Origin of the sequence: Streptomyces sp. NPDC058291 (assembly GCF_042880855.1) — a bacterium.
Classification (GTDB): Bacteria; Actinomycetota; Actinomycetes; order Streptomycetales; family Streptomycetaceae; genus Streptomyces.
In genome coordinates, this window is the sequence record NZ_JBHVYK010000041.1 from 22022 (window position 1) to 42910 (window position 20889).

Here is a 20889-nt window from a genome sequence, read left to right on the forward strand (position 1 = left end):
ACGCGCCGGGCGGCTGCGGGCGGCGGCTGTGCGCGAGGGCGTGCGCCCGGGCGCTGCGCGGTCGGTCACTTGACTGTCGGTGGCGGCGGGTACGTTTGCAGGTATGGGGAAGCAGGAAGCGGCGCACATCGTCTGGGACTGGAACGGGACGCTGTTCCACGACAACGACGCGATCGTCGGCGCGACGAACGCGGCGTTCGTCGAGCTGGGACTGGAACCGATCACGCTGGAGCAGTACCGGGCGCTGTACTGCGTGCCGGTGCCGAAGTTCTACGAGCGGCTGTTGGGCAGGCTGCCCACCGAAGCCGAGTGGTCGGTCATGGACGGGGTCTTCCACCGGTACTACGCCGAGCACCGGGTGCGGTGCGGGCTGACCGAGGGCGCGGTGGAGCTGCTCGCCGGGTGGCGGTCGGCGGGGCACAGTCAGTCCCTGCTGAGCATGTACGGGCATGAGGAACTCGTCCCGCTGGTGCGCGGGTTCGGGATCGAGCCGCACTTCGTCCGGGTGGACGGGCGGACCGGGCCCTCCGGGGGCAGCAAGGCCGAGCACATGGTGCGGCACCTGCGGGAGCTGACCGGCGTCGAGCCGGCGCGCACCGTCGTGATCGGGGACGCCGCCGACGACGCGGTGGCCGCGTCGCACGTCGGGGCGCGGGCCGTGCTGTACACCGGCGGCTCGCACAGCCGGGCCAGCCTGGAGGGGGTCGGGGTGCCGGTGGTGGACACCCTGGGCGAGGCCGTGGAGGTCGCGGGGCGTCTGGCCGCGGCCGCGTAGGCCCGTCGGGCGGCTCAGGTCGTCGGGGCCTTGGCCCGCAGCACCGTCAGGAACTCGCGCATCCACGCCGGATGGTCGGGCCAGGCACGGGAGGAGACCAGCGTGCCGTCGACCACCGCCTCGGCGTCCTGGAAGGTGGCGCCGGCGGCCTGCATGTCGAGCTCCAGCGCCGGATAGGCGGTGACGCGTCGGCCGCGCAGGGCGTCGGCGGCCGCGGTGAGCAGCGGGCCGTGGCAGATCTGGGCGACGGGCTTCTCGGCGTCGAAGAACGACTTGAGGATCTTGCGGAGTTCGGGGTCGTTGCGCAGGTACTCCGGGGCCCGGCCGCCGGGGATCACGACGGCGGCGTACGCGCCGGGGTCGACCTCCGAGAAGGCGAGGTCGGCGGGCCAGGTGTAACCGGGTTTCTCGGTGTAGGTGTCGAAGCCGGGTTCGAAGTCGTGGACGACGAACCGGAGCGTCTTGCGGGTGGGGGCGGCGATGTGGACCTCGTAGCCCTCCTCGCGCAGGCGCTGGTAGGGGTAGAGGACCTCCAGGGATTCCGCCGCGTCGCCGGTGACGATGAGGATCTTCGCGGTCATGGTGGACGGCTCCTCTCGGGCGGGCGCCTCATGGGGCGCCGTGCTGGATGGGGCGACCTGCCTCCGGCGGGCGGGCAGGCCGGCAGAGGCGTTCCCAGCGTCCCGCGCGGCGGGGCCGGCGTCGACTTTTCCGGCCACCCGATGCCTCGCCCCGCCTTCCGCATGGGCGGTGCCGGCCGCCGCCCGGTCGTCTCCTTAGCCGTCCGGGCGCCGTCGCGAGCTGTGCAGAACGTCAAAGTTCCGACCCCTCTTTTGTACACATACGGCTCATGACGAGGGCCCGGTGCGGAGCGATAGCCTGGTGGCGTGATCAGCGCGATATCTCGCGGGGGCGCTGTAGCCCCTGCCCTGCGCCCGGTGTGTGCGGACTGTCTCCGCTACCGGGCGGCGGTCGCTGATCGGCGCGGGCGGGACGGGGTCGCAAGGGACCCCGAGGCGGCGCGCATCCCCCGGACGCAGGCGACGCGGAGAGCAGCGTCACACCCCGGAGTGGTGTCGAGAATGGCTGATAACCCCCCGCTCGTCTCACCTTGCGGCATAGCGTCGGAGCAGTCCGGAGATCCCGGGCCGTGGCGTCGAGTCGCAGGGGAAGAGCCCGTACTTCCTTCTACGTCACGCAACGGCGCGCGACAGGAGTCAGAGGACAATGCAGACCAAGCTGGACGAAGCCAAGGCCGAGCTGCTCGAGAGGGCGGCGCGGGTCGCTGAGAACAGCCCGGTCGGGGGGCATCTACCGACTGGGACGACGGGCGAGGGCACTCCGGGGACCCCGGACCACGCCGCCCTCCTCGCGTTCCTCCATCGCTACTACCTGCACACCGCCCCGGAGGACCTGAGCGACCGCGACCCGGTCGACGTCTTCGGAGCCGCGCTGTCGCACTACCGGCTGGCCGAGAGCCGCCCGCAGGGCACCGCCAACGTGCGGGTCCACACGCCCACCGTCGAGGAGAACGGGTGGACGTGCAGCCACTCCGTCGTCGAGGTGGTCACCGACGACATGCCGTTCCTCGTCGACTCGGTCACCAACGAGCTGACCCGGCAGGGCCGGGGCATCCACGTCGTCATCCACCCGCAGGTCGTCGTACGGCGCGATGTGGCGGGCAAGCTCGTCGAGGTGCTCAGCGTCCCGCCGGTCGCCGCGGACCTGCCGCACGACGGGCACGTCGAGTCCTGGATCCACGTCGAGATCGACCGGGAGACCGACCGGGCCGACCTCAAGCAGATCACCGCCGACCTGCTGCGCGTCCTGTCCGACGTCCGGGAGGCCGTCGAGGACTGGGAGAAGATGCGCGACACGGCCCTGCGGGTCGCCGACGGACTCCCGGCGGAGCCCGTCCCCGGCGATCTGGAGCGGCCCGACGTCGACGAGGCCCGTGAGCTGCTGCGCTGGCTGGCCGCCGACCACTTCACCTTCCTCGGCTACCGGGAGTACCAGCTGCGCGGGGACGACTCCCTCGCCGCCGTCCCGGGCACCGGCCTCGGCATCCTGCGTTCCGACCCGCACCACGCCGACGGCGACGCCCACCCCGTCAGCCCGTCCTTCGGGCGGCTTCCGGCCGACGCCCGCGCCAAGGCGCGTGAGCACAAGCTGCTGGTGCTGACCAAGGCGAACAGCCGGTCCACCGTGCACCGGCCCTCCTACCTCGACTACGTCGGCGTGAAGAAGTTCGACAGGGACGGGAACGTCGTCGGGGAACGGCGGTTCCTGGGGCTCTTCTCCTCCGCCGCCTACACCGAGTCCGTGTCGCGCGTGCCGGTGGTGCGGCGCAAGGTCCAGGCCGTGCTGAAGGGCGCCGGGTTCTCGCCCAACAGCCACGACGGGCGCGACCTGCTCCAGATCATGGAGACCTATCCGCGCGACGAGCTCTTCCAGACTCCGGTGGACGAACTGCGCTCCATCGTCACCAGCGTGCTGTACCTGCAGGAGCGGCGGCGGCTGCGGCTCTACCTGCGGCAGGACGAGTACGGGCGCTACTACTCCGCGCTCGTCTACCTGCCCCGCGACCGCTACACCACCGGGGTGCGGCTGCGGATCATCGACATCCTCAAGGAGGAGCTCGGCGGGACGAGCGTCGACTTCACCGCGTGGAACACCGAGTCGATCCTGTCCCGGCTGCACTTCGTGGTCCGCGTCCCGCAGGGCACCGAGCTGCCGGAGCTGTCCGACGCCGACAAGGAGCGCATCGAGGCGCGGCTGGTGGAGGCGGCGCGGTCCTGGGCCGACGCGTTCTCCGAGGCGCTCAACGCCGAACTCGGCGAGGAGCGGGCGGCTGAGCTGTCGCGGCGCTACGGCAACGCCTTCCCCGAGGGCTACAAGGCCGACCACACTCCGCGCGCCGCGGTCGCCGACCTGGTGCACCTGGAGCGGCTGACCGAGGAGCAGAGCTTCTCGCTCAGTCTGTACGAGCCGGTGGGCGCCGCCCCCGACGAGCGCCGCTTCAAGATCTACCGCAAGGGCGACGCGATCTCGCTGTCGGCCGTGCTGCCGGTGCTCAACCGGCTCGGCGTCGAGGTGATCGACGAGCGGCCCTACGAACTGCGCTGCCCGGACCGCACGCATTCCTGGATCTACGACTTCGGTCTGCGCATCCCCAAGGCGCTGGCCGGTCCCGGCGGCGACTTCCTCGCCGACGACGGGCGCGAACGGTTCCAGGAGGCGTTCTCCGCGACCTGGACCGGCAAGGCGGAGAACGACGGGTTCAACGCGCTGGTGCTGGGCGCCGGGCTGGACTGGCGGCAGGCGACGGTGCTGCGCGCGTACGCCAAGTACCTGCGGCAGGCCGGATCCACCTTCAGCCAGGACTACATGGAGGACACCCTCCGGACGAACGTCCACACCACGCGGCTGCTCGTGTCGTTGTTCGAGGCGCGGATGTCGCCCGACCGGCAGCGGGCCGGGCACGAGATCGTCGACGCCCTGCTGGAGGAGCTCGAAGCCGCGCTCGACCAGGTGGCCTCGCTCGACGAGGACCGGATCCTGCGCTCCTTCCTGACGGTCATCAAGGCGACCCTGCGCACGAACTTCTTCCAGAAGCGCGCGGACGGCGAGCCGCACGACTACGTGTCGATGAAGTTCGACCCGCAGGCCATCCCGGACCTGCCGGCGCCCCGGCCCGCGTTCGAGATCTGGGTGTACTCGCCGCAGGTGGAAGGCGTGCACCTGCGGTTCGGGAAGGTCGCGCGAGGCGGTCTGCGCTGGTCCGACCGGCGGGAGGACTTCCGCACCGAGGTGCTCGGCCTGGTCAAGGCGCAGATGGTGAAGAACACCGTCATCGTGCCGGTGGGCGCCAAGGGCGGGTTCGTCGCCAAGCAGCTGCCCGATCCGGCGGTGGACCGTGACGCGTGGCTCGCCGAGGGCATCTCCAGCTACAAGACGTTCATCTCGGCGCTGCTCGACATCACCGACAACATGGTCGGCGGAGAGGTCGTGCCGCCGGCCGACGTGGTGCGGCACGACGAGGACGACACCTACCTGGTGGTCGCAGCCGACAAGGGCACCGCGACGTTCTCCGACATCGCCAACGAGGTCGCCCAGTCCTACGACTTCTGGCTCGGGGACGCCTTCGCCTCCGGTGGCTCGGCCGGCTACGACCACAAGGGCATGGGCATCACCGCCCGCGGCGCCTGGGAGTCCGTGAAGCGGCACTTCCGGGAGCTGGGCGTGGACACGCAGAGCGAGGACTTCACGGTCGTCGGCATCGGCGACATGTCCGGTGACGTGTTCGGCAACGGCATGCTGCTCAGCGAGCACATCCGGCTGGTCGCCGCCTTCGACCACCGGCACATCTTCATCGACCCCGAGCCGGACGCGGCGACCTCCTACGCCGAGCGCCGCCGCCTGTTCGAACTGCCCCGCTCCAGCTGGGCCGACTACGACACGGCGCTGCTGTCGGCCGGCGGCGGGGTGTTCCCCCGCACCGCCAAGGCGATCCCCGTCAACGCGCACATCCGCGCGGCCCTCGGCATCGAGGCCGGCGTCACCAAGCTGACCCCGGCCGACCTGATGAAGGCGATCCTGCGGGCGCCGGTGGACCTGCTGTGGAACGGCGGCATCGGCACGTACGTGAAGTCCTCCACGGAGTCGAACGCGGACGTCGGCGACAAGGCCAACGACCCCATCCGGGTGGACGGCGCCGATCTGCGCGTCAAGGTCGTCGGCGAGGGCGGCAACCTGGGCCTGACCCAGCTCGGCCGGATCGAGTTCGCCCGGACCGGCGGCAGGATCAACACCGACGCCATCGACAACAGCGCGGGCGTGGACACCTCCGACCACGAGGTGAACATCAAGATCCTGCTCAACGGTCTGGTGACCGAGGGCGACATGACCGTCAAGCAGCGCAACAAGCTGCTCGCGGAGATGACCGACGAGGTCGGCGTGCTCGTCCTGCGCAACAACTACGCGCAGAACACGGCGATCGCCAACGCCCTCGCCCAGTCCAAGGACATGCTCCACGCCCAGCAGCGCTTCATGCGCCACCTGGTCCGCGAGGGGCACCTGGACCGCGCCCTGGAGTTCCTGCCCACCGACCGGCAGATCCGTGAGCGGCTGGGCGCCGGCCAGGGCCTGACCAGCCCGGAGACGGCCGTCCTGCTGGCGTACACGAAGATCACGGTGTCGGACGAGTTGCTGCACACGTCGCTGCCCGACGACGACTACCTGCGCGGTCTGCTGCACGCGTACTTCCCGACGGCGCTGCGCGAGCGGTTCCCCGAGGGCATCGACAGTCACCCGCTGCGCCGTGAGATCACCACGACCGTCCTGGTCAACGACACGGTCAACACGGGCGGCACGACGTATCTGCACCGGCTGCGCGAGGAGACGGGCGCCTCGCTGGAGGAGATCGTGCGGGCGCAGACCGCGGCCCGGGCGATCTTCCGCGCGGCGCCGGTGTGGGACGCGGTGGAGGCCCTCGACAACAAGGTCGAGGCCGATGTGCAGACCCGGATCCGGCTCCATTCGCGGCGGCTCGTCGAGCGCGGGACGCGCTGGCTGCTGAACAACCGGCCGCAGCCGCTGCAGCTGGCCGAGACGGTCGCCTTCTTCGCCGAGCGCGTCGAGCTGGTGTGGTCGCAGCTGACGAAGCTGTTGCGGGGCGCGGACCTGGAGTGGTGGCAGCGCATCTACGACGAGCTGACCGCCGCGGGCGTCCCGGACGAGGTGGCCACCCGGGTGGCCGGGTTCTCCTCTGCGTTCCCGGCGCTGGACATCGTCTCGGTGGCCGACCGCATGGGCAGGGACCCGCTGGACGTCGCCGAGGTCTACTACGACCTCGCCGACCGGCTGCGCATCACCCAGCTGATGGACCGCATCATCGAGCTGCCGCGCGCCGACCGCTGGCAGTCCATGGCCCGCGCGTCCATCCGCGAGGACCTGTACGCGGCGCACGCGGCGCTGACGGCCGACGTGCTGGCGGCCGGCAACGGGACCTCGACGCCCGAGCAGCGCTTCAAGGCGTGGGAGGAGAAGAACGCGGCGATCCTGGGCCGGGCGCGGACCACGCTGGAGGAGATCCAGACGTCGGAGACGTTCGACCTGGCCAACCTGTCGGTGGCCATGCGGACCATGCGCACGCTGCTGCGGACGCACTCGTAGTCCGCGGCGGACGCCAGGGGCCCCCGAGTCGATCGACTCGGGGGCCCCTCACGTGGTGCGTGTCGTCTCTCGCGTGCCGCGTCTCGGTGCGCGTGCCCGGACGCGGCTACTTGGCCGCGGGTTTCTTGGCCTTGGGGTCCGAGGTGAAGGCCTCGTAGGCCTTGATGACGTCCTGCGCGGGTCCGTCCATGCGCAGCTCGCCGCGCTCCAGCCACAGGGCGCGCTCGCAGGTCTCCAGGATCGAGCTGTTGCTGTGGCTGACCAGGAAGACGGTGCCGGCGTGCTCGCGCATCTGACGGATGCGTTCCGCGGAGCGGTTGCGGAACTTGGCGTCGCCGGTGGCCAGGGCCTCGTCGATGAGCAGGACGTCGTGGTCCTTGGCGGCGGCGATGGAGAACCGCAGCCGCGAGCCCATGCCGGAGGAGTAGGTGCGCATCGGCAGGGAGATGAAGTCGCCCTTCTCGTTGATGCCCGAGAAGTCGACGATCTCCTGGTAGCGCTCCTTGATCTGCTCGCGCGTCATGCCCATGGCCAGGCCGCCGAGGTAGACGTTGCGCTCGCCGGTCAGGTCGCTCATCAGGGCCGCGTTGACGCCGAGGAGGGAGGGCTGGCCGTCGGTGTAGATCCTGCCGCGCTCCACCGGGAGCAGCCCGGCGATGGCCTTGAGCAGGGTCGACTTGCCGGAGCCGTTGGTGCCGATCAGACCGATCGCCTCGCCCTTGTAGGCGATGAAGGAGACGTTCTTGACGGCGTGCACGGTGCGGACGCCCGCCGCCTTCTCGGCCTGCTTGCGGCGGACGATGCGGTTGAGGGCGGCCGTCGCGCTGCCCCGGCCGCCGACGGTGCCGTTGACGCGGTAGACGATGTCGACGCTGTCGGCGATGACGGTGGGGGCGCGCTCGCCGGCGACGACGGGAGCGGTGCGGGATGCGGTGTCGGTGATGTCAGCCACGGCCGTACGTCTCCTCAGCCTTCCAGAAGTAGATGAACCCGCCGACGCCGGCGACCAGCGCCCAGCCGGTCGCGACCAGCCACACGTGGGGCGGCAGTTGGCTCGCGTGGAAGGTGTCGATCAGGGCGAAGCGCATCAGGTCGATGTACACGGCGGCGGGGTTGGCCCGCAGCAGGTCGCCGACCCAGGGCGGCATGCCGTGGTGCTGCTTGATCAGGTTGTCGAGGCTCCACATCACCCCGGACATGTACATCCAGGTGCGCAGGACGAACGGCATGAGCTGTGCGATGTCCGGGGTCTTGGCGCCCAGCCGGGCCATGATCATGGAGACGCCGGCGTTGAAGACGAACTGGAGCGTCAGGGCCGGGATCACGAGGAACCAGGACAGGGCCGGCGGGACGCCGACGGCGAGCAGGATGACCACCAGGGCGGCCATCGAGAACAGCAGCTGCTGCAGTTGCTGCAGACAGAACGAGATCGGCAGCGCGGCGCGCGGGAAGTGCAGGGCGCGGACCAGGCCGATGTTGCTGGAGATGGCGCGGGTGCCCGTCATGATCGAGGTCTGGGTGAACGTCCACACGAAGACGCCGGTGACCAGGAACGGGATGAAGTCGGCCACACCTCTCTTGGTGTTCAGCAGCACACCGAAGATGAAGTAGTAGACCGCCGCGTTCAGCAGCGGGGTCATCACCTGCCAGAGCTGGCCCAGCTTCGCCTGACTGTAGGTCGTGGTGAGCTTGGCGGTGGCGAACGCGGTGATGAAGTGGCGGCGCGCCCAGAGCTGGCGGATGTACTCCGGCAGGGAGGGGCGGGCGCCGCTGACCGTGAGGCCGTGCCGGGCCGCGAGGGCCGCGAGGTCGTCGTGGGGTGCGGCCTCGGTACGGGGCGGTGTGTGGAGGACCTGACTCACATCCGCTGCTTTCACTCGGGGGAGGGGGCGCGGGCGTCCGGCACGCCGTCGCACGACGTTTCCTTACGCGTTTCTTCACGTTTTCTTACGTCGGAACGGGACCGTATCGTCGCAACGTGAGGGTAGGCCGATCATACGTCGGAACGCAACCGTATCGTCGCAACGCCCTATGCTGGTCGGCATGACGACGAACGCGACGAACGCCGATGGGCCCCAGGCGCGCCCGCGCCGCCGGGCACCCGCGGGCGCGGCCGTGCTCCGCGAGGATGTGACGGAAGCCATCAGGGCCGCCGTGTTCGAGGAGCTCGCGACCGTCGGCTACGCGCGGATGTCCATCGAGGGCATCGCCCGCCGCGCCGGTGTGGGCAAGACCGCGGTGTACCGGCGCTGGCGCTCCAAGCTGCATCTGGTCCTCGACATCGTCTCGGTCATCGCCGTGCAGGGCCTGCCGGCCCCGGAGACGGGCAGTCTGGAGGGCGACCTGCGCATGCTGTACGAGGTGTCCTCACGGGCGCTGCGCCACCCGGTGGCCTCCCAGATCATCCCCGACCTCCAGGCCGAGGCGGCCCGCAACCCCGAGATCGCCGACGCGTTGCAGAAGGCGCTGAAGGAGGGTCAGGAGGGGGTCGCCCTGAAGATCGTGGCGGCGGCCGAGCAACGTGGCGAGATCCGGGCTGGGCTGAACGAGGAGCTGGCGCTCGACCTGATCTCCGGTCCGCTTTACTGGCGTTCGGTGGTGATCCGCAGCCCGAAACTGCCCAAGGGGTATCTGGGCGCGCTGGCTCGGGCGACCACCGAGGCGATCAAGGCGCTGTAGACGCACGACGGGCGGGACATGAGGTGGCGGCCGTCGCCTGCTCCGGACCCGAGGTGCTCGCGGCGTTCCTGGAGCACCGGCGGGACGCGGCGGGTGCGCCCCGATGCAGCCCGCGCCGCCCGTGATCAGCCAGGTCATCCGCGACCCTCCCGTGGTCAGCCGGTCCGTGACGCCTCGTGCGAGTGACGTGGGCGCCGCGCCGCCGGGCGTGCTCGGACTCCTCCAGGACCTGCCCGGCGACGACGACCCCGCTGGAGCCGCGCAGCCCGTGCCGGACGGAGGTGGTGGATGTGTGGTGTGCGGCCGCCTCACAGTGAAGCAGGAGCCCGGCTTTCGTGCCGAGCCTGTGGACAACTGGTCGCCCCGGCCTCGACGGCGGCCGTCCCCGAGCGCCACAGCCGCAGGTAGGACAGCCCGGCCGCCGCGGTCAGCAGACCGTTGCGCACGACCATCAGCGTCGTGCCGGTCCAGGAGCAGCTGATGACCTCCCAGTAGTGCATGGGGTAGATCACCGTGGTGACCGCGGTCGCCGCCAGCAGCAGCACGGCCACCGGGCGCTGGGTGGTGCGCCGTGAGGTCAGGCAGACGGCGGCCAGGCCCAGCAGCCAGATCATGTACTGCGGGCTGATCACCCTGCTGGTGACGGTGAACAGCAGGACGGCGCTCAGGGCGGCGTCGTACGGCGTGGCCCCGGTCCACCGGCGGGCCCGCACCCGCCACAGCACCAGAAGGCCGAAGGCCACGGCGGTGAGCGCCAGCGAGGCGTGGGCGACGGAGGAGACGTAGGGGCCGACGAACTCCATCGCGCCGTACCGGTAGCGGACCGTGCCCGGCCAGTCGGCGTGCGCGGCCAGCGAGAGCGCCGTGCCGCCCAGGGACTCGATCTGCACGCCCCGCGCGCTCTGCTGGAAGAGGAAGGAGAGCGGATCGCGGAACGCCAGGGCCAGCAGGGCCAGCGAGGAGGCTCCCGTGACCGCCGCCGACCGCCACGCCGATCCGCTCGGCCGTCCTCTCGGCGTTCCGAGCAGCACCAGCGCCGGCCACACCTTCACCAGCGCCCCCAGTGCGGCGAACGCCCCGCCCGCGCGCGGGGAGCGCGACAGCGACAGCAGGGAGATGACGGCGAGCGCGGTGACCTGCACGTCGTAGCGCACGAGGGGGACGTGCAGCAGCAGCGGCAGTCCGCCCGTCCACAGGGCGGCCCCGAGGAGGGAGCGGCCGGGGCGGGCGCCCGCCCGGGCCAGCGCGAGGGCGGTCAGGGCGTCGGCGACGAGGGTGAGGGCGACGAACGCCTGGAAGTACGTCAGGCCCGGCAGCAGCGCGGGCGACAGCAGGACCGGTCCGGCGCCCGGCGGGTACTGCCACAGCGGGTCGTGCGCCGGAAGGGCGCCGTGGACGAGGACGCCGTACCAGCGGTGGTAGAGCCCCCACACCTCGCGGGCGACCCGTCCGCCCCCCAGCAGCGGTGAGGCGCTGTGCGCGAGCAGCCACACCGTCAGGGCGCGGCCGGCGAGCCAGGCGAGGGCGAGGGCCGGAAGGCGAAGGCGCTTCGTGATGTCCATCACCGCGGATGGTAAGCATGATGAATGTCTCTTTTGCTCCATTACATACCTAATGTGCCGTCAATCGCCGTGATGGGTGGGTGCACGCAGCAGAATCGGCCTCGTGGTGAGTGGACGCTCGCAGAAGCCGGCTCGTACCGAAGTCCTGACCGTCGCCGTCCCCGCGGCCGTGATGGCCGCCGTCGGGCTGTGGGGCCTCGACCGCGGCGGCATATGGCGCGACGAGGCCGTCACCTTCCAGGTCGCACGGCGGACGGTCCCGCAGATCTGGCGGCTGCTGCACGGGGTGGACGCGGTGCACGGCCTGTACTACCTCGTCATGCACGTGGTCCTCGCCGTCCACCCGGGCGAGGTCGTCCTGCGCCTGCCCTCGGTCTGCGGGGCCGCCGTCGCCGCCGCTCTGGTCGCGGCCCTCGGGGCGCGGCTGGTCCGCCCCCGGGTCGGCCTGTGGGCGGGCCTGCTGTACGCGGTGACCCCGCTGGCCGGCCACTACGCGCAGGAGGGCCGCTCGTACGCGCTGGTCGCGGCGGGCGCGGCGGGCGCGACGCTGCTGCTGGCGCGGGCGCTGGACGAGGGCGAGGGGCTGCGCGTGGACCCGGGCGGGGGCGCCGGTCCGGCGGCGCGGCCGGGGCCGTCGGGGCGGGCGCCGCGCTCGGGACGGCGGCCGGGGCGGACGTGGTGGGCCTACGGGGGCGTCGTCGCCGTGACCTGTCTGCTGCACGAGCTCGCGGTGTTCGTGCTGTGCGCGCACGCGCTCACGCTCGCGCTGCTGCGGGCGCCCCGGCGGGTCTGGTGGTCCTGGGCGCGGGCGGCCGGGGCGGCGGTCGTCGTCCTGCTGCCGCTGGTGCTCGTCTCACGCGCACAGTCCCAGCAGGTGGGGTGGCTGCCCGTGCCGGACTGGGAGAGCGCGGAAAGGCTGCTGCGCAACTTCGCCGCGGGCCCGCGGGGAGCGGTGTTCTGGGGTTGTCTGGCGCTGATGGCGGTGGGGCTGACGGCGGGGCGCGCGGCGGCCTTCGCGGCCCCGCTGATGATCGTGCCGCCGGCCTTCCTGATGCTGCTCTCCCAGGCCAAGCCGCTCTACCACGACCGTTATGTGCTCTACGCCCTGGCGGGGGCGCCGCTGCTGGTCGCGGCCGGCGCCGACCGGCTGGCCGGGCTCGCGAACCGTCGGCCGCGCCCCCGGGCGGTCACCGCGGCCGGCGTCCTGGCCGTCGCCCTGGTCTTCCTCCATCTGCTCCCCCTGCACCGCGAGTACCGCACGCCGGCGCACCGGCCCGACGACCTGGCCGCCGTCTCCGCCCTGGCCACGCGGGAGGTCCGCCCCGGCGACCCGGTGCTCTTCCTGCCGTCCCTCGGGCGGCGGTCGGCGCTCGCGTACCCGAAGGGGTTCCGGGGGGTGCGTGATCTGGCGCTGAAGTCGCCCGGCCCCGAGTCCGGCACCCTGTACGGGCGCGAGGTCGGCCCGCGGGAGCTGCAGCGCAGACTCGCCTCGGTGAACCGGCTGTGGGTCCTGGCCGAGCCGTACGCGCTGCGCTCGCGCTGGTTTCCCGGTGAGCCGACCGAGCGCCTCAAGCTCGTCGCCGTGGAGGAACGGTTCGTCCCCCGCTGGCAGGGGGAGCGCGACGGGGTGACCCTGCGTCTCTACGTCCGCCGCCCGCCTACGGCCTCCCTGGCTCCTCCTGGGCGGTCGCCGCGTCCAGCGCTGCGGTGAGCTCGTCCAGGCGCTCGCGCAGCGCCCCGATCTCGGCGAGTTCGAAGCCGGTGGCGGCGACGATCCTGCGCGGCACCTCCAGGGCCCGCTCGCGCAGGTCCGCGCCAGCCTCGGTCGGCCGGACCTCCACCGAGCGCTCGTCGCGGGCGCTGCGCTCGCGGCGCACCAGGCCGGCTGCCTCCAGCCGCTTGAGCAGCGGGGAGAGGGTGCCGGAGTCCAGTCGCAGATGCTCGCCCAGTCGCTTCACGGGCAGCGGGCCCTGCTCCCAGAGGACCAGCATCACCAGGTACTGCGGATAGGTCAGCCCGAGATCCTTGAGGATCACGCGGTAGACGCCGTTGAAGGCGCGCGAGGCGGCGTGCAGGGAGAAGCAGATCTGGCGGTCCAGGCGGAGCCAGTTCTCGGTGGCGTTCTCCTGGGTGACGGAGGGCAGCGGGGCGGTCATGTCTCCAGAGTAACCCTGACGCGCCATTTGGTTGTGCCCAATTTAATTGTGTGCTCTACTTGTCTCCGTGAGGCGGTCGGACCGGACCGCCGCAACGACTTGAGAGGGATGGTTCTTCCATGGACGCGCTCTACACCGCTGTCGCCACCGCCACCCACGGCCGCGAGGGACGCGCCGTCTCCTCCGACGGCAGGATCGACCTGGCGCTGGCCATGCCCGCGGAGCTGGGCGGCAACGGACAGGGCACCAACCCCGAGCAGCTGTTCGCCGCCGGTTACGCCGCCTGCTTCGGCAGCGCCCTGGGCCTCGTCGGCCGCCAGGCGAAGGTGGACGTTAGCGACGCCGCGGTGACCGCCGAGGTCGGCATAGGCCAGCAGGGTGAGGGCTTCGCGCTGAAGGTGACCCTGCGCGTCGAGCTGCCCGACACCGTGGACGAGGCGACCGGCCGCAAGCTCGTCGAGCAGGCCCACCAGGTCTGCCCCTACTCCAACGCCACCCGCGGCAACATCCCGGTCGATCTCGTCATCGAGTAGTCATCGGGTGGTCGCCGGGCCGCAGCCGTCGGGCGGGCGTCCAGCGGACGTCGCGCGGACATCCGGACGGCGAGTGGTCCACCGGTGATCGCCGGGGGGAGCGGATCGGCTCCCCCCGGCTTCGCGCGGTCCGCCATCGCCTCGCCCGCAGGCCCCGCCCGGCGGACGCGTCACCGCTGCCCCACCGCCCGTTTCGAGCGCCACGCCGCCAGCAGCAGCGCCGGCAGGCCGACCAGCACCAGCCACACGTGCCCGGGCGTCCACTGCTGCAGCCGCTCGCGCAGCAGATCCGTGTCGGCGGGATCCCCGGCCGGGGCGAGGACGCCGACGGAGTGCCGGAAGCACACGGCGGTCGCCGGCGTCACGACCGTCAGAGCCCACCGGCCCGCCACGGCCCGCCCTTCGCGCTCCCACCCCGCGACCAGCGTCACCGCCCCGACCGCCGCCACGGCGAACGTGACCGGGTCCACGAGCGCGATCACGGCGTACAGCGCGCCGAGCCAGGCGTACCCCCAGGGGCTCCCGAGGCCGCTCGGGCCGACGTAGCGCACCCGGCGGCGCACCGCTCCCGCGCGCGAGCCCGTCGCCGCCCAGGCCCACAGGACCAGACCGACGGCGAACGCCGACGCCGGGGCCGGGCCGCCCCCGGCCGACCCGACCGCCGCGCCGCCCGTCGGCGGCCCCGCGAGAGGGCCGCCCCACAGCCACGCCACGGCGAACAGGCCGAGGACCGGCGCCCAGGGGCGGTCCGTCAGCAGGCGGGTGAAGCGGCCCGTCCCGGTCAGCAGCACCAGCAGGTCGAACGGCCCGGCCACGGCCGCGCGGCTCAGCGGCTCGCGCCAGTACGCGAGCGACATCGCGAGCCAGAGCAGAGCGCCGAGGCACCGGTACGGCGTCGGATGCCGGAGGGGGCGGACAGTGGGGCGCATTCCTCGCCGATTCCCTCTCCCGAGACCTCGCTCCCGGCCGCTAGGCCGCACGGTGGATCCCGACGGTCGTCACCACGACGCGGTTCATACTGCTCGATATCGTGCCGAAACGCATGATAGGCCAGTCGACCATGTGGAGAACTGACCGGCTCCGTCGACCGCCGTCCCCGCCGAACGACCGACGCGTACTCCTCTTCTGGTTCTTCGTGTTCGCCCTGCTGTTCGCCGGCGCGCAGTCGGTCCAGACACAGGGCCGCGCCGCCATGGACACCCGTCAGTACCTGGCGCACAGCTACATGCTGCAGGGGCTCGGCCGGGAGGAGGCCTCCCGGCGGGCGCTGGACTACTACTGCGACAGCGTGCGGGTCAGGTCGGCGCAGCGGGACAGCGCGGACCTCGCCCACTACCGCGAGCACGACGCCGGCCGGACCGCGGAACGGGAGTGCCGACGGACAATGGGCGAGCGCGTCGCGCGCAACGCCGGGCGCGCCGACGTCACCGGGTACATGGCGCTGTTCAGCGACCCGCGGATGTCCGAGATCTTCGCCGCCAGGCCCGGATACCCCCTGTACACCGTGCCCTTCGTCCGCGGCTTCGGGCCGGTCGCCGGCCTGTGGCTGGCCGGGCTCGTGGCGACCGTCGCGGCCAGCGGCCTGGTCGTGCTCGTCCTGCGCACGCTGGGGGTCTGCGTGCCGCTCGCCCTGACCGGGCAGGTCCTCTACTACGCGCTGCCGACGGGCAAGGAGGCCATGCTGCCCCAGTGCGAGGGCCTGCTGCTGTGCCTGCTGCTCGCCGCCCTCCTCGGCTGCGTCCGCGTGCTCGGGGGCCGCGTCGTGTCGGGGACGACGATCGCCGTCCTCGGGTTCGCCGGCGCCGCGGTCGTGAAATACGCGCAGACCCTGCTCGCCGTCGCCGGGATCGCCGTCATGACCGCACTGCTCCTGTGCGCGCGCCGGCTGCGCGGGGAGAGCGCCGTGCGCCCGGAGCGGGTCATCCTCGTGACGACGGCGGCGCTCGCGGCCGCGATCCAGCTCGTCGTCCTCGCCTACGGGCTGCCGAGCACGAAGGCCAGCCTCCAGGAACTGCTCTCCGTCCACTACACGAGGAGCCCGGTCGACGATCCCGGGCCCGAGTTCTGGCGGCTCAGCCTCGCCTTCTGGCGGGAATGGCTGCGCGACGCCCTCGTGCAGCCCCTGGTGCTCCTGCTGCTCGTCTGCGGAGCCTGGGGCGCCTTCCGCCACCACCGCCCGTTCGCCTGCCTGCTCGTCGGCGTCGCCGTCGCGGGCCTGGCGAACCAGGCCGGACACCCCGAGCTGTCCGTCGGTCCCCGGCTGATGGTGATGGCGATGCTGCTGCCCGTCTGCGGCATCCCGCTCCTGGTCGAGAGCCGGACGCGCCGGCACGCCGCGCGGGGGCGGGACCTGGCCCCGTCCCCGCACGCGGGCCGGCGCGTTCCCGCGCCGGCCTCCCGCTGACCGGCGATCAGCTGTACTCCGGCAGGCGCGCCGAACGGTCCACGGCCCCCGGGATCCTGACGACCGCCTCGCCGTCGCCGGCCGGGCGGTCCGGGGCCTCGCCCAGCAGGACGTGCCGGACGACGCGTTCGGCGGCCCGCCCGTCGTCGAACTCGCAGAACCGCTCCCGGAACGCCGCTCGCAGCCGGGCCGACTCCGCGTCCCGCCAGGCGCCGGAGGCGAACGCCTTCGCCAGCTCCTCGTCCGAGCGGGTCACATGCCCCGGCGGCTCGGCGGTGATGTCGAAGTAGGCCCCCCGGGCCGCACGGTAGGCGGCCCAGTCGTCGGCGTGCACCACGATCGGACGGTCCAGGAGGGCATAGTCGAACATCAGCGCCGAGTAGTCGGTGACCAGGGCATCGGCGGCCAGCAGGACGTCCTCCACGTGCTGCTCGTCGGTGACGTCGGCCAGCGCGCCGCGGCGGTGCAGGTCGCGCAGGACCAGCGCCCGTTCGTGATGGCGGGCCAGACTGGGGTGCAGACGCACCAGCAGCCGGTGCCCGGGACCGAGCGAGCCGGCCAGCGCCTCCAGGTCGACCCGCCAGACATGACGGCCCCGGCGGTAGTCGCGCGGAGTCGGCGCGTACAGCACGACCGTCTCGGACGCCCCGATGCCGAGCCGCGCGCGCAGCTCGGCCCCGCGCTCGGCTCCGCCCCGCACCAGGACGTCGTTGCGCGGGCTGCCGCTGCGCAGCGACGCGAAGTGACAGGGGTAGGCCCGCTGCCAGACCTCCTCGGAGTGCCGGTTGGCGACCAGACTGACGTCCCAGCGGTCGCTGCGCCGGAGCATGCCGCGCACGTTCGTGCCGTGCCGGGCACCCGGACGGTCGAGGAGATCCAGCGCCATGTACTTCAACGGCGTGCCCCGATGTGTCTGCACATGCACCGAGCCGGGGCGCTTCACCAGGTCGCCGGCCCAGTTGCAGTCGTTGATCCAGTGCTTGGCGCGGGCCATCACCCGGTAGTAGCGCCAGGAGCCCGTCGTCACGAAGTCCGTCCCCGGCGGCACCAGGTCCGCCGCGTCGGGCTGGACGACCCACACGCCCCGCACGTGCGGCGCCAGTTCGGCGGCCCGGGCGTGGATCGCCAGCGGGTCGCCGTTCACGGCGCGGCTGTGCCCGGCGGAGTACACGGCGAGCGCCGGATCCAGGCGCCGGCGCAGCTGGAGGCGGTACCAGCTCCGCTTGACCTGCCGGGCGAGCAGCTCGCGCAGCCGGCCCGTCCTGCGCAGCGCCGCGTTGCCGCCGCGCCGCCACAGGTTCAGACAGAAGTGGGCGCGGTGGTAGGGGGCCAGCGCCAGCAGCCGGATCTCGGCACGGCGGCTGTCCGGCGGCGGCACGAAGCCCGGCGGCACATGCCGGCGGTGGAAGGCCCTGATACGGCGGTAGAACTCCTTGCGGTCGCCGCGCAGCACCCGCTCCGGGCGGGCCACCGTGAACAGCATGTGGTCCAGCGCCCGCTCGAACAGCAGCGGCCGCGCCCAGCCGAGGTCCGGCCGCTCGGCGAGAAACGCGAACAGCCCCTCGTACTGCTCGAAGATGTCGAAGTGCTTGCGTCCGGGGGTGCGGGTGATCGCGCCCTGCCGGCGCTGCCGGTACTCGACGCCCACCCGGTCCAGACACGCGATCCGCTCGGCCGTGACCATCGTCTGGTAGGTGACGGGCGCGTCCTCGTACAGCCCCGGCCGGTAGGCGAAGCCGTGCCCGACGAAGAAGTCCCGCCGGTAGGCCTTGTTCCAGGCGACCAGGAAGAGGCGCAGGTACTCGGGGTGCTCACGGATGGCGAACGTGTCGGCGCCGGCCTGTTCGAGGAGGCCCGCCGCGTCGCTGCGGCCCGCGCGGCCCCACCAGTGGGTGCGCACATGGTCGAAGACCAGGATGTCGGGGTCGCGGGTCGCGTCGAGCCGGTCGGCGACCGCCCGCAGCAGCCCGGGGGTGTAGCGGTCGTCGCTGTCCAGGAACAGGACGTAGTCGCCGGTGGCGTGCGGCAGGCCGGCGTTGCGGGCACGGCCCAGGCCGACGTTCTCCGGCAGGTGGACGGCCTTCAGCCGCGCGTCGCGCGCCGCGTACTCGTCGAGGATCGCTCCGCAGCCGTCGGGGGAGCAGTCGTCGACGGCGATCACCTCGATGTCGTCGAACGACTGGCCGAGCACGGAGTCGAGGCATTCGCGCAGGAACCCCTGCACCTTGAAGACAGGGACGATGACACTGAAGCGGGGCACGAAGGTCAGCTCCTCGGTGAGGTCGGCACGGCGGCGGGCGCGGGCGTACGCCGGGGGAGCGGGACGGCCGGCTCGATGCGCTCGGCCGGCTCCCCGAGCAGCACCCGGCGCACGACGCGCTCGGCGGCGCGGCCGTCGTCGAACTCGCAGAACCGGGCGCGGAACCGGGCGCGCAGCTCGTCCGCCTCGGGACCGGCCCAGCGGCCGGAGCGGAAGACGTCGGCCAGCTCCTCGGGGGTGCGGGCCACCGGGCCGGGCGGGCAGCCCAGGAAGTCGAAGGTCACCCCGCGCGTCTCGCGGTAGACGTCCCAGTCGTCGGCGTACACGACGACCGGCCGGTCGAGGTTGGCGTAGTCGAAGACGATCGACGAGTAGTCCGTGACCAGGGCGTCCGCCGCGAGACAGACGTCCTCCGACGAGCGATGCCCCGTGACGTCGATGATCCGCTCGTCGCGCGGACGGGCGCGGTCGTCGTCGTGGAAGTAGTGGGCGCGCAGCAGCACGACGAAGTCGTCCCCCAGGGCGTCGCACAGCGCGTGCAGATCGAGCCGGGTGTCGGAGCCGGTGTCGTGGTCGCGGTGGGTGGGCGCGTACAGGAGCGCGGTACGGCCCTCGGGCACGCCGAGCCGCGCGCGGACGCGGCGCACGTCGTCGGCCGACGCGGTGTAGTACACGTCGTTGCGCGGATAGCCGTACTCGAGCATCTCGTACGACGACGGGAAGGACCGCTGCCACACCTCGGTGGACAGCCGGTTCGAGCTGAGGTTGTAGTCCCAGCGGTCGATCCGGCGCAGCAGCCGGTCGAAGCTTCCGGTGGCGGCGGCGACCACCGGGTGGTCGGCCTGCTCGATGCCCATCTTCTTCAGCGGGGTGCCGTGCTGCGTCGACAGGTGCACGCTGCCGCGCCGTTTGACGACGGCCCCCTCGAAGTTGGCGTTGTTGACGAGGTACTTGGCGCGGGCCAGCACCTGCCAGTACCGGCGACTGCCGATGACGGCGTGCTCGACGCCCGCCGGCAGGGTCTGCGCCTGGTCGGCCTCGACGAGGAACACCGAGCGGATGTGCGGGGCGAGTTCGGCGGCCTTGGCGTGGATCGCGGCCGGATTGCAGGCGTAGCCGCGGCCCCAGTAGGCGCAGTACACGGCCAGGCCGGGGTCGATGGGCCGGAGCAGCTGGCCGCGGTAGTACAGGCGGGTGCGCAGCGCCCGGGCGCGGGGCACCCGCCGGACGGCCGCCGTCGCCTTGCGGTTGGCGCCGCGCAGCGCCCGGAACGCCGTGTACGCCCCGGCCGCCAGCAGCCGGTGCTGCACGCCGAGGCTCCCGCCCGGCCGGCGGAACCCGGCCGGGCGGTGGCGCCGGTACAGCCTGCCCGCGCGGCGGAAGAAGGCCCGGCGCCGCCCGGCCAGCCGGGCGGGGTGCGCGGCGGTCTTCAGGACGGCCGCGAAGAGCTGCTCGAACAGCGGGCCCGACCGGTCCTCGGACAGCCCGGCGGCGGCCGCCCGCGACAGCACCAGGTCGACCTGCTCCAGCAGCTCCAGGTGGTGCGTGCCGGGCTGGTTCAGCGGGTCGCCCTGCCGCCGCTGCCTGCGCCGTACGACGACCGACCGCAGCGCCGCGATCCGTCCCGCGTGCACGCTGACCAGACCGCCGAATCCGACGTCCGTGAAGTGGCCCTCGGGAAAGACGAGTTCGTGTTCGATGAGGAACGACCTGCGGTGGAGCGTGCCGCACACCGGCAGCTGCACCCCGGTCACGTGCGGGGCCTCGACGGGGGAGAAGGCGTCGTCGGGCGTCTTCGCCAGCAGCGGCGCCGCCGGGTTGGCCGGCTCGCCCTCCCACCAGGGGACGCGCTCGTGCTCGGCGTACAGGACGTCCACGTCGCCGGTCTCGGCGAGGCGGGCGTCCAGGGCGGCCAGGGCGCCCGGGGCGAGGGTGTCGTCGCCGTCGAGGAACAGCAGGTAGTCGCCGGTGGCCGCCCGCATCCCGGCGTTGCGCGCCCCGGCGAGGCCCTGCGACGGCCGGGAGCGCGCGGGTGTGACCCGGGAGTCCCGCCGCGCGTGCCGGGCGGCGACGGCGGCGGCCACCGTGTCGGGCGCGTCGGCGACCGGGATCACCTCGAAGTCGCCGTAGGACTGGGCGAGGACGGAGTCCAGCGCCAGGGACAGCCGGCCCTCCCCCACTCTCGTGTCCACACGGCCGGGGGGACCCCCGTCCCCGTAGGACGGGACGATGATGCTGAAGCGGGGCATGCTGCTCTTTCTGTGTCTTCTCGGTGCGGTGCCTGCTGCTTGCTGCTCAGGCCGTACGACCGCGGCCGGGGCGTCCGGTCGGGCGCCAGGTGGACGG

The 20889-nt window shown here is 72.6% G+C and carries 14 protein-coding genes; 6 read left to right on the plus strand and 8 right to left on the minus strand.

Going from position 1 to position 20889, the window contains the following annotated elements:
• Positions 1-103: 103 nt before the first annotated feature.
• Positions 104-775, plus strand: a complete 672-nt coding sequence (locus ACFVYK_RS21265) for an HAD family hydrolase (RefSeq protein ID WP_389776180.1) — start codon at positions 104-106, stop codon at positions 773-775.
• A gap of 14 nt (positions 776-789) precedes the next feature.
• On the opposite strand, the gene ACFVYK_RS21270 is transcribed toward ACFVYK_RS21265, so the two are convergent.
• Complete coding sequence (locus ACFVYK_RS21270) at positions 790-1356, minus strand: DJ-1/PfpI family protein (protein WP_389776183.1); 567 nt, start codon at positions 1354-1356, stop codon at positions 790-792.
• A 646-nt stretch (positions 1357-2002) separates the two neighbouring features.
• Here ACFVYK_RS21270 and ACFVYK_RS21275 point away from each other — a divergent pair.
• Positions 2003-6949, plus strand: coding sequence for an NAD-glutamate dehydrogenase (locus ACFVYK_RS21275; protein WP_389776186.1), 4947 nt, complete (start codon positions 2003-2005; stop codon positions 6947-6949).
• A 106-nt stretch (positions 6950-7055) separates the two neighbouring features.
• On the opposite strand, the gene ACFVYK_RS21280 is transcribed toward ACFVYK_RS21275, so the two are convergent.
• On the minus strand, positions 7056-7901 hold the full coding sequence (locus ACFVYK_RS21280; protein ID WP_389776188.1) for an ABC transporter ATP-binding protein: 846 nt from the start codon (positions 7899-7901) through the stop codon (positions 7056-7058).
• On the minus strand, positions 7894-8811 hold the full coding sequence (locus tag ACFVYK_RS21285; protein WP_389776191.1) for an ABC transporter permease: 918 nt from the start codon (positions 8809-8811) through the stop codon (positions 7894-7896). The genes ACFVYK_RS21280 and ACFVYK_RS21285 overlap by 8 nt, the downstream gene beginning before the upstream one ends.
• 169 nt (positions 8812-8980) lie before the next feature.
• Here ACFVYK_RS21285 and ACFVYK_RS21290 point away from each other — a divergent pair, with 169 nt between their 5' ends.
• Positions 8981-9628 carry a TetR/AcrR family transcriptional regulator gene (locus tag ACFVYK_RS21290; protein WP_389776194.1) on the plus strand — a complete coding sequence of 216 codons (648 nt, stop codon included), beginning with the start codon at positions 8981-8983 and terminating at the stop codon, positions 9626-9628.
• Positions 9629-9936: 308 nt separating this feature from the next.
• Here the strand turns inward: ACFVYK_RS21290 and ACFVYK_RS21295 are convergent, their stop codons facing one another.
• On the minus strand, positions 9937-11190 hold the full coding sequence (locus ACFVYK_RS21295; protein ID WP_389776197.1) for a glycosyltransferase 87 family protein: 1254 nt from the start codon (positions 11188-11190) through the stop codon (positions 9937-9939).
• Between the two features lie 103 nt (positions 11191-11293).
• Here ACFVYK_RS21295 and ACFVYK_RS21300 point away from each other — a divergent pair, with 103 nt between their 5' ends.
• Complete coding sequence (locus ACFVYK_RS21300; protein WP_389776200.1) at positions 11294-12901, plus strand: hypothetical protein; 1608 nt, start codon at positions 11294-11296, stop codon at positions 12899-12901.
• On the opposite strand, the gene ACFVYK_RS21305 is transcribed toward ACFVYK_RS21300, so the two are convergent.
• Complete coding sequence (locus ACFVYK_RS21305; protein ID WP_389776202.1) at positions 12849-13346, minus strand: MarR family winged helix-turn-helix transcriptional regulator; 498 nt, start codon at positions 13344-13346, stop codon at positions 12849-12851. The two genes, ACFVYK_RS21300 and ACFVYK_RS21305, sit on opposite strands and share 53 nt — an antisense overlap.
• Positions 13347-13465: 119 nt before the next feature.
• Here ACFVYK_RS21305 and ACFVYK_RS21310 point away from each other — a divergent pair, with 119 nt between their 5' ends.
• Complete coding sequence (locus tag ACFVYK_RS21310) at positions 13466-13879, plus strand: organic hydroperoxide resistance protein (RefSeq protein WP_389776205.1); 414 nt, start codon at positions 13466-13468, stop codon at positions 13877-13879.
• A 170-nt stretch (positions 13880-14049) separates the two neighbouring features.
• Here the strand turns inward: ACFVYK_RS21310 and ACFVYK_RS21315 are convergent, their stop codons facing one another.
• On the minus strand, positions 14050-14808 hold the full coding sequence (locus ACFVYK_RS21315) for a hypothetical protein (protein ID WP_389776208.1): 759 nt from the start codon (positions 14806-14808) through the stop codon (positions 14050-14052).
• A 113-nt stretch (positions 14809-14921) separates the two neighbouring features.
• Here ACFVYK_RS21315 and ACFVYK_RS21320 point away from each other — a divergent pair, with 113 nt between their 5' ends.
• Positions 14922-16283 carry a hypothetical protein gene (locus tag ACFVYK_RS21320; protein WP_389776210.1) on the plus strand — a complete coding sequence of 454 codons (1362 nt, stop codon included), beginning with the start codon at positions 14922-14924 and terminating at the stop codon, positions 16281-16283.
• Positions 16284-16290: 7 nt separating this feature from the next.
• Here the strand turns inward: ACFVYK_RS21320 and ACFVYK_RS21325 are convergent, their stop codons facing one another.
• Positions 16291-18543 (minus strand): CDP-glycerol glycerophosphotransferase family protein, encoded by a 2253-nt coding sequence (locus ACFVYK_RS21325; RefSeq protein ID WP_389776213.1) that lies wholly within the window; start codon positions 18541-18543, stop codon positions 16291-16293.
• Between the two features lie 5 nt (positions 18544-18548).
• Complete coding sequence (locus ACFVYK_RS21330; RefSeq protein WP_389776216.1) at positions 18549-20792, minus strand: bifunctional glycosyltransferase family 2 protein/CDP-glycerol:glycerophosphate glycerophosphotransferase; 2244 nt, start codon at positions 20790-20792, stop codon at positions 18549-18551.
• Between the last annotated feature and the right edge of the window lie 97 nt (positions 20793-20889).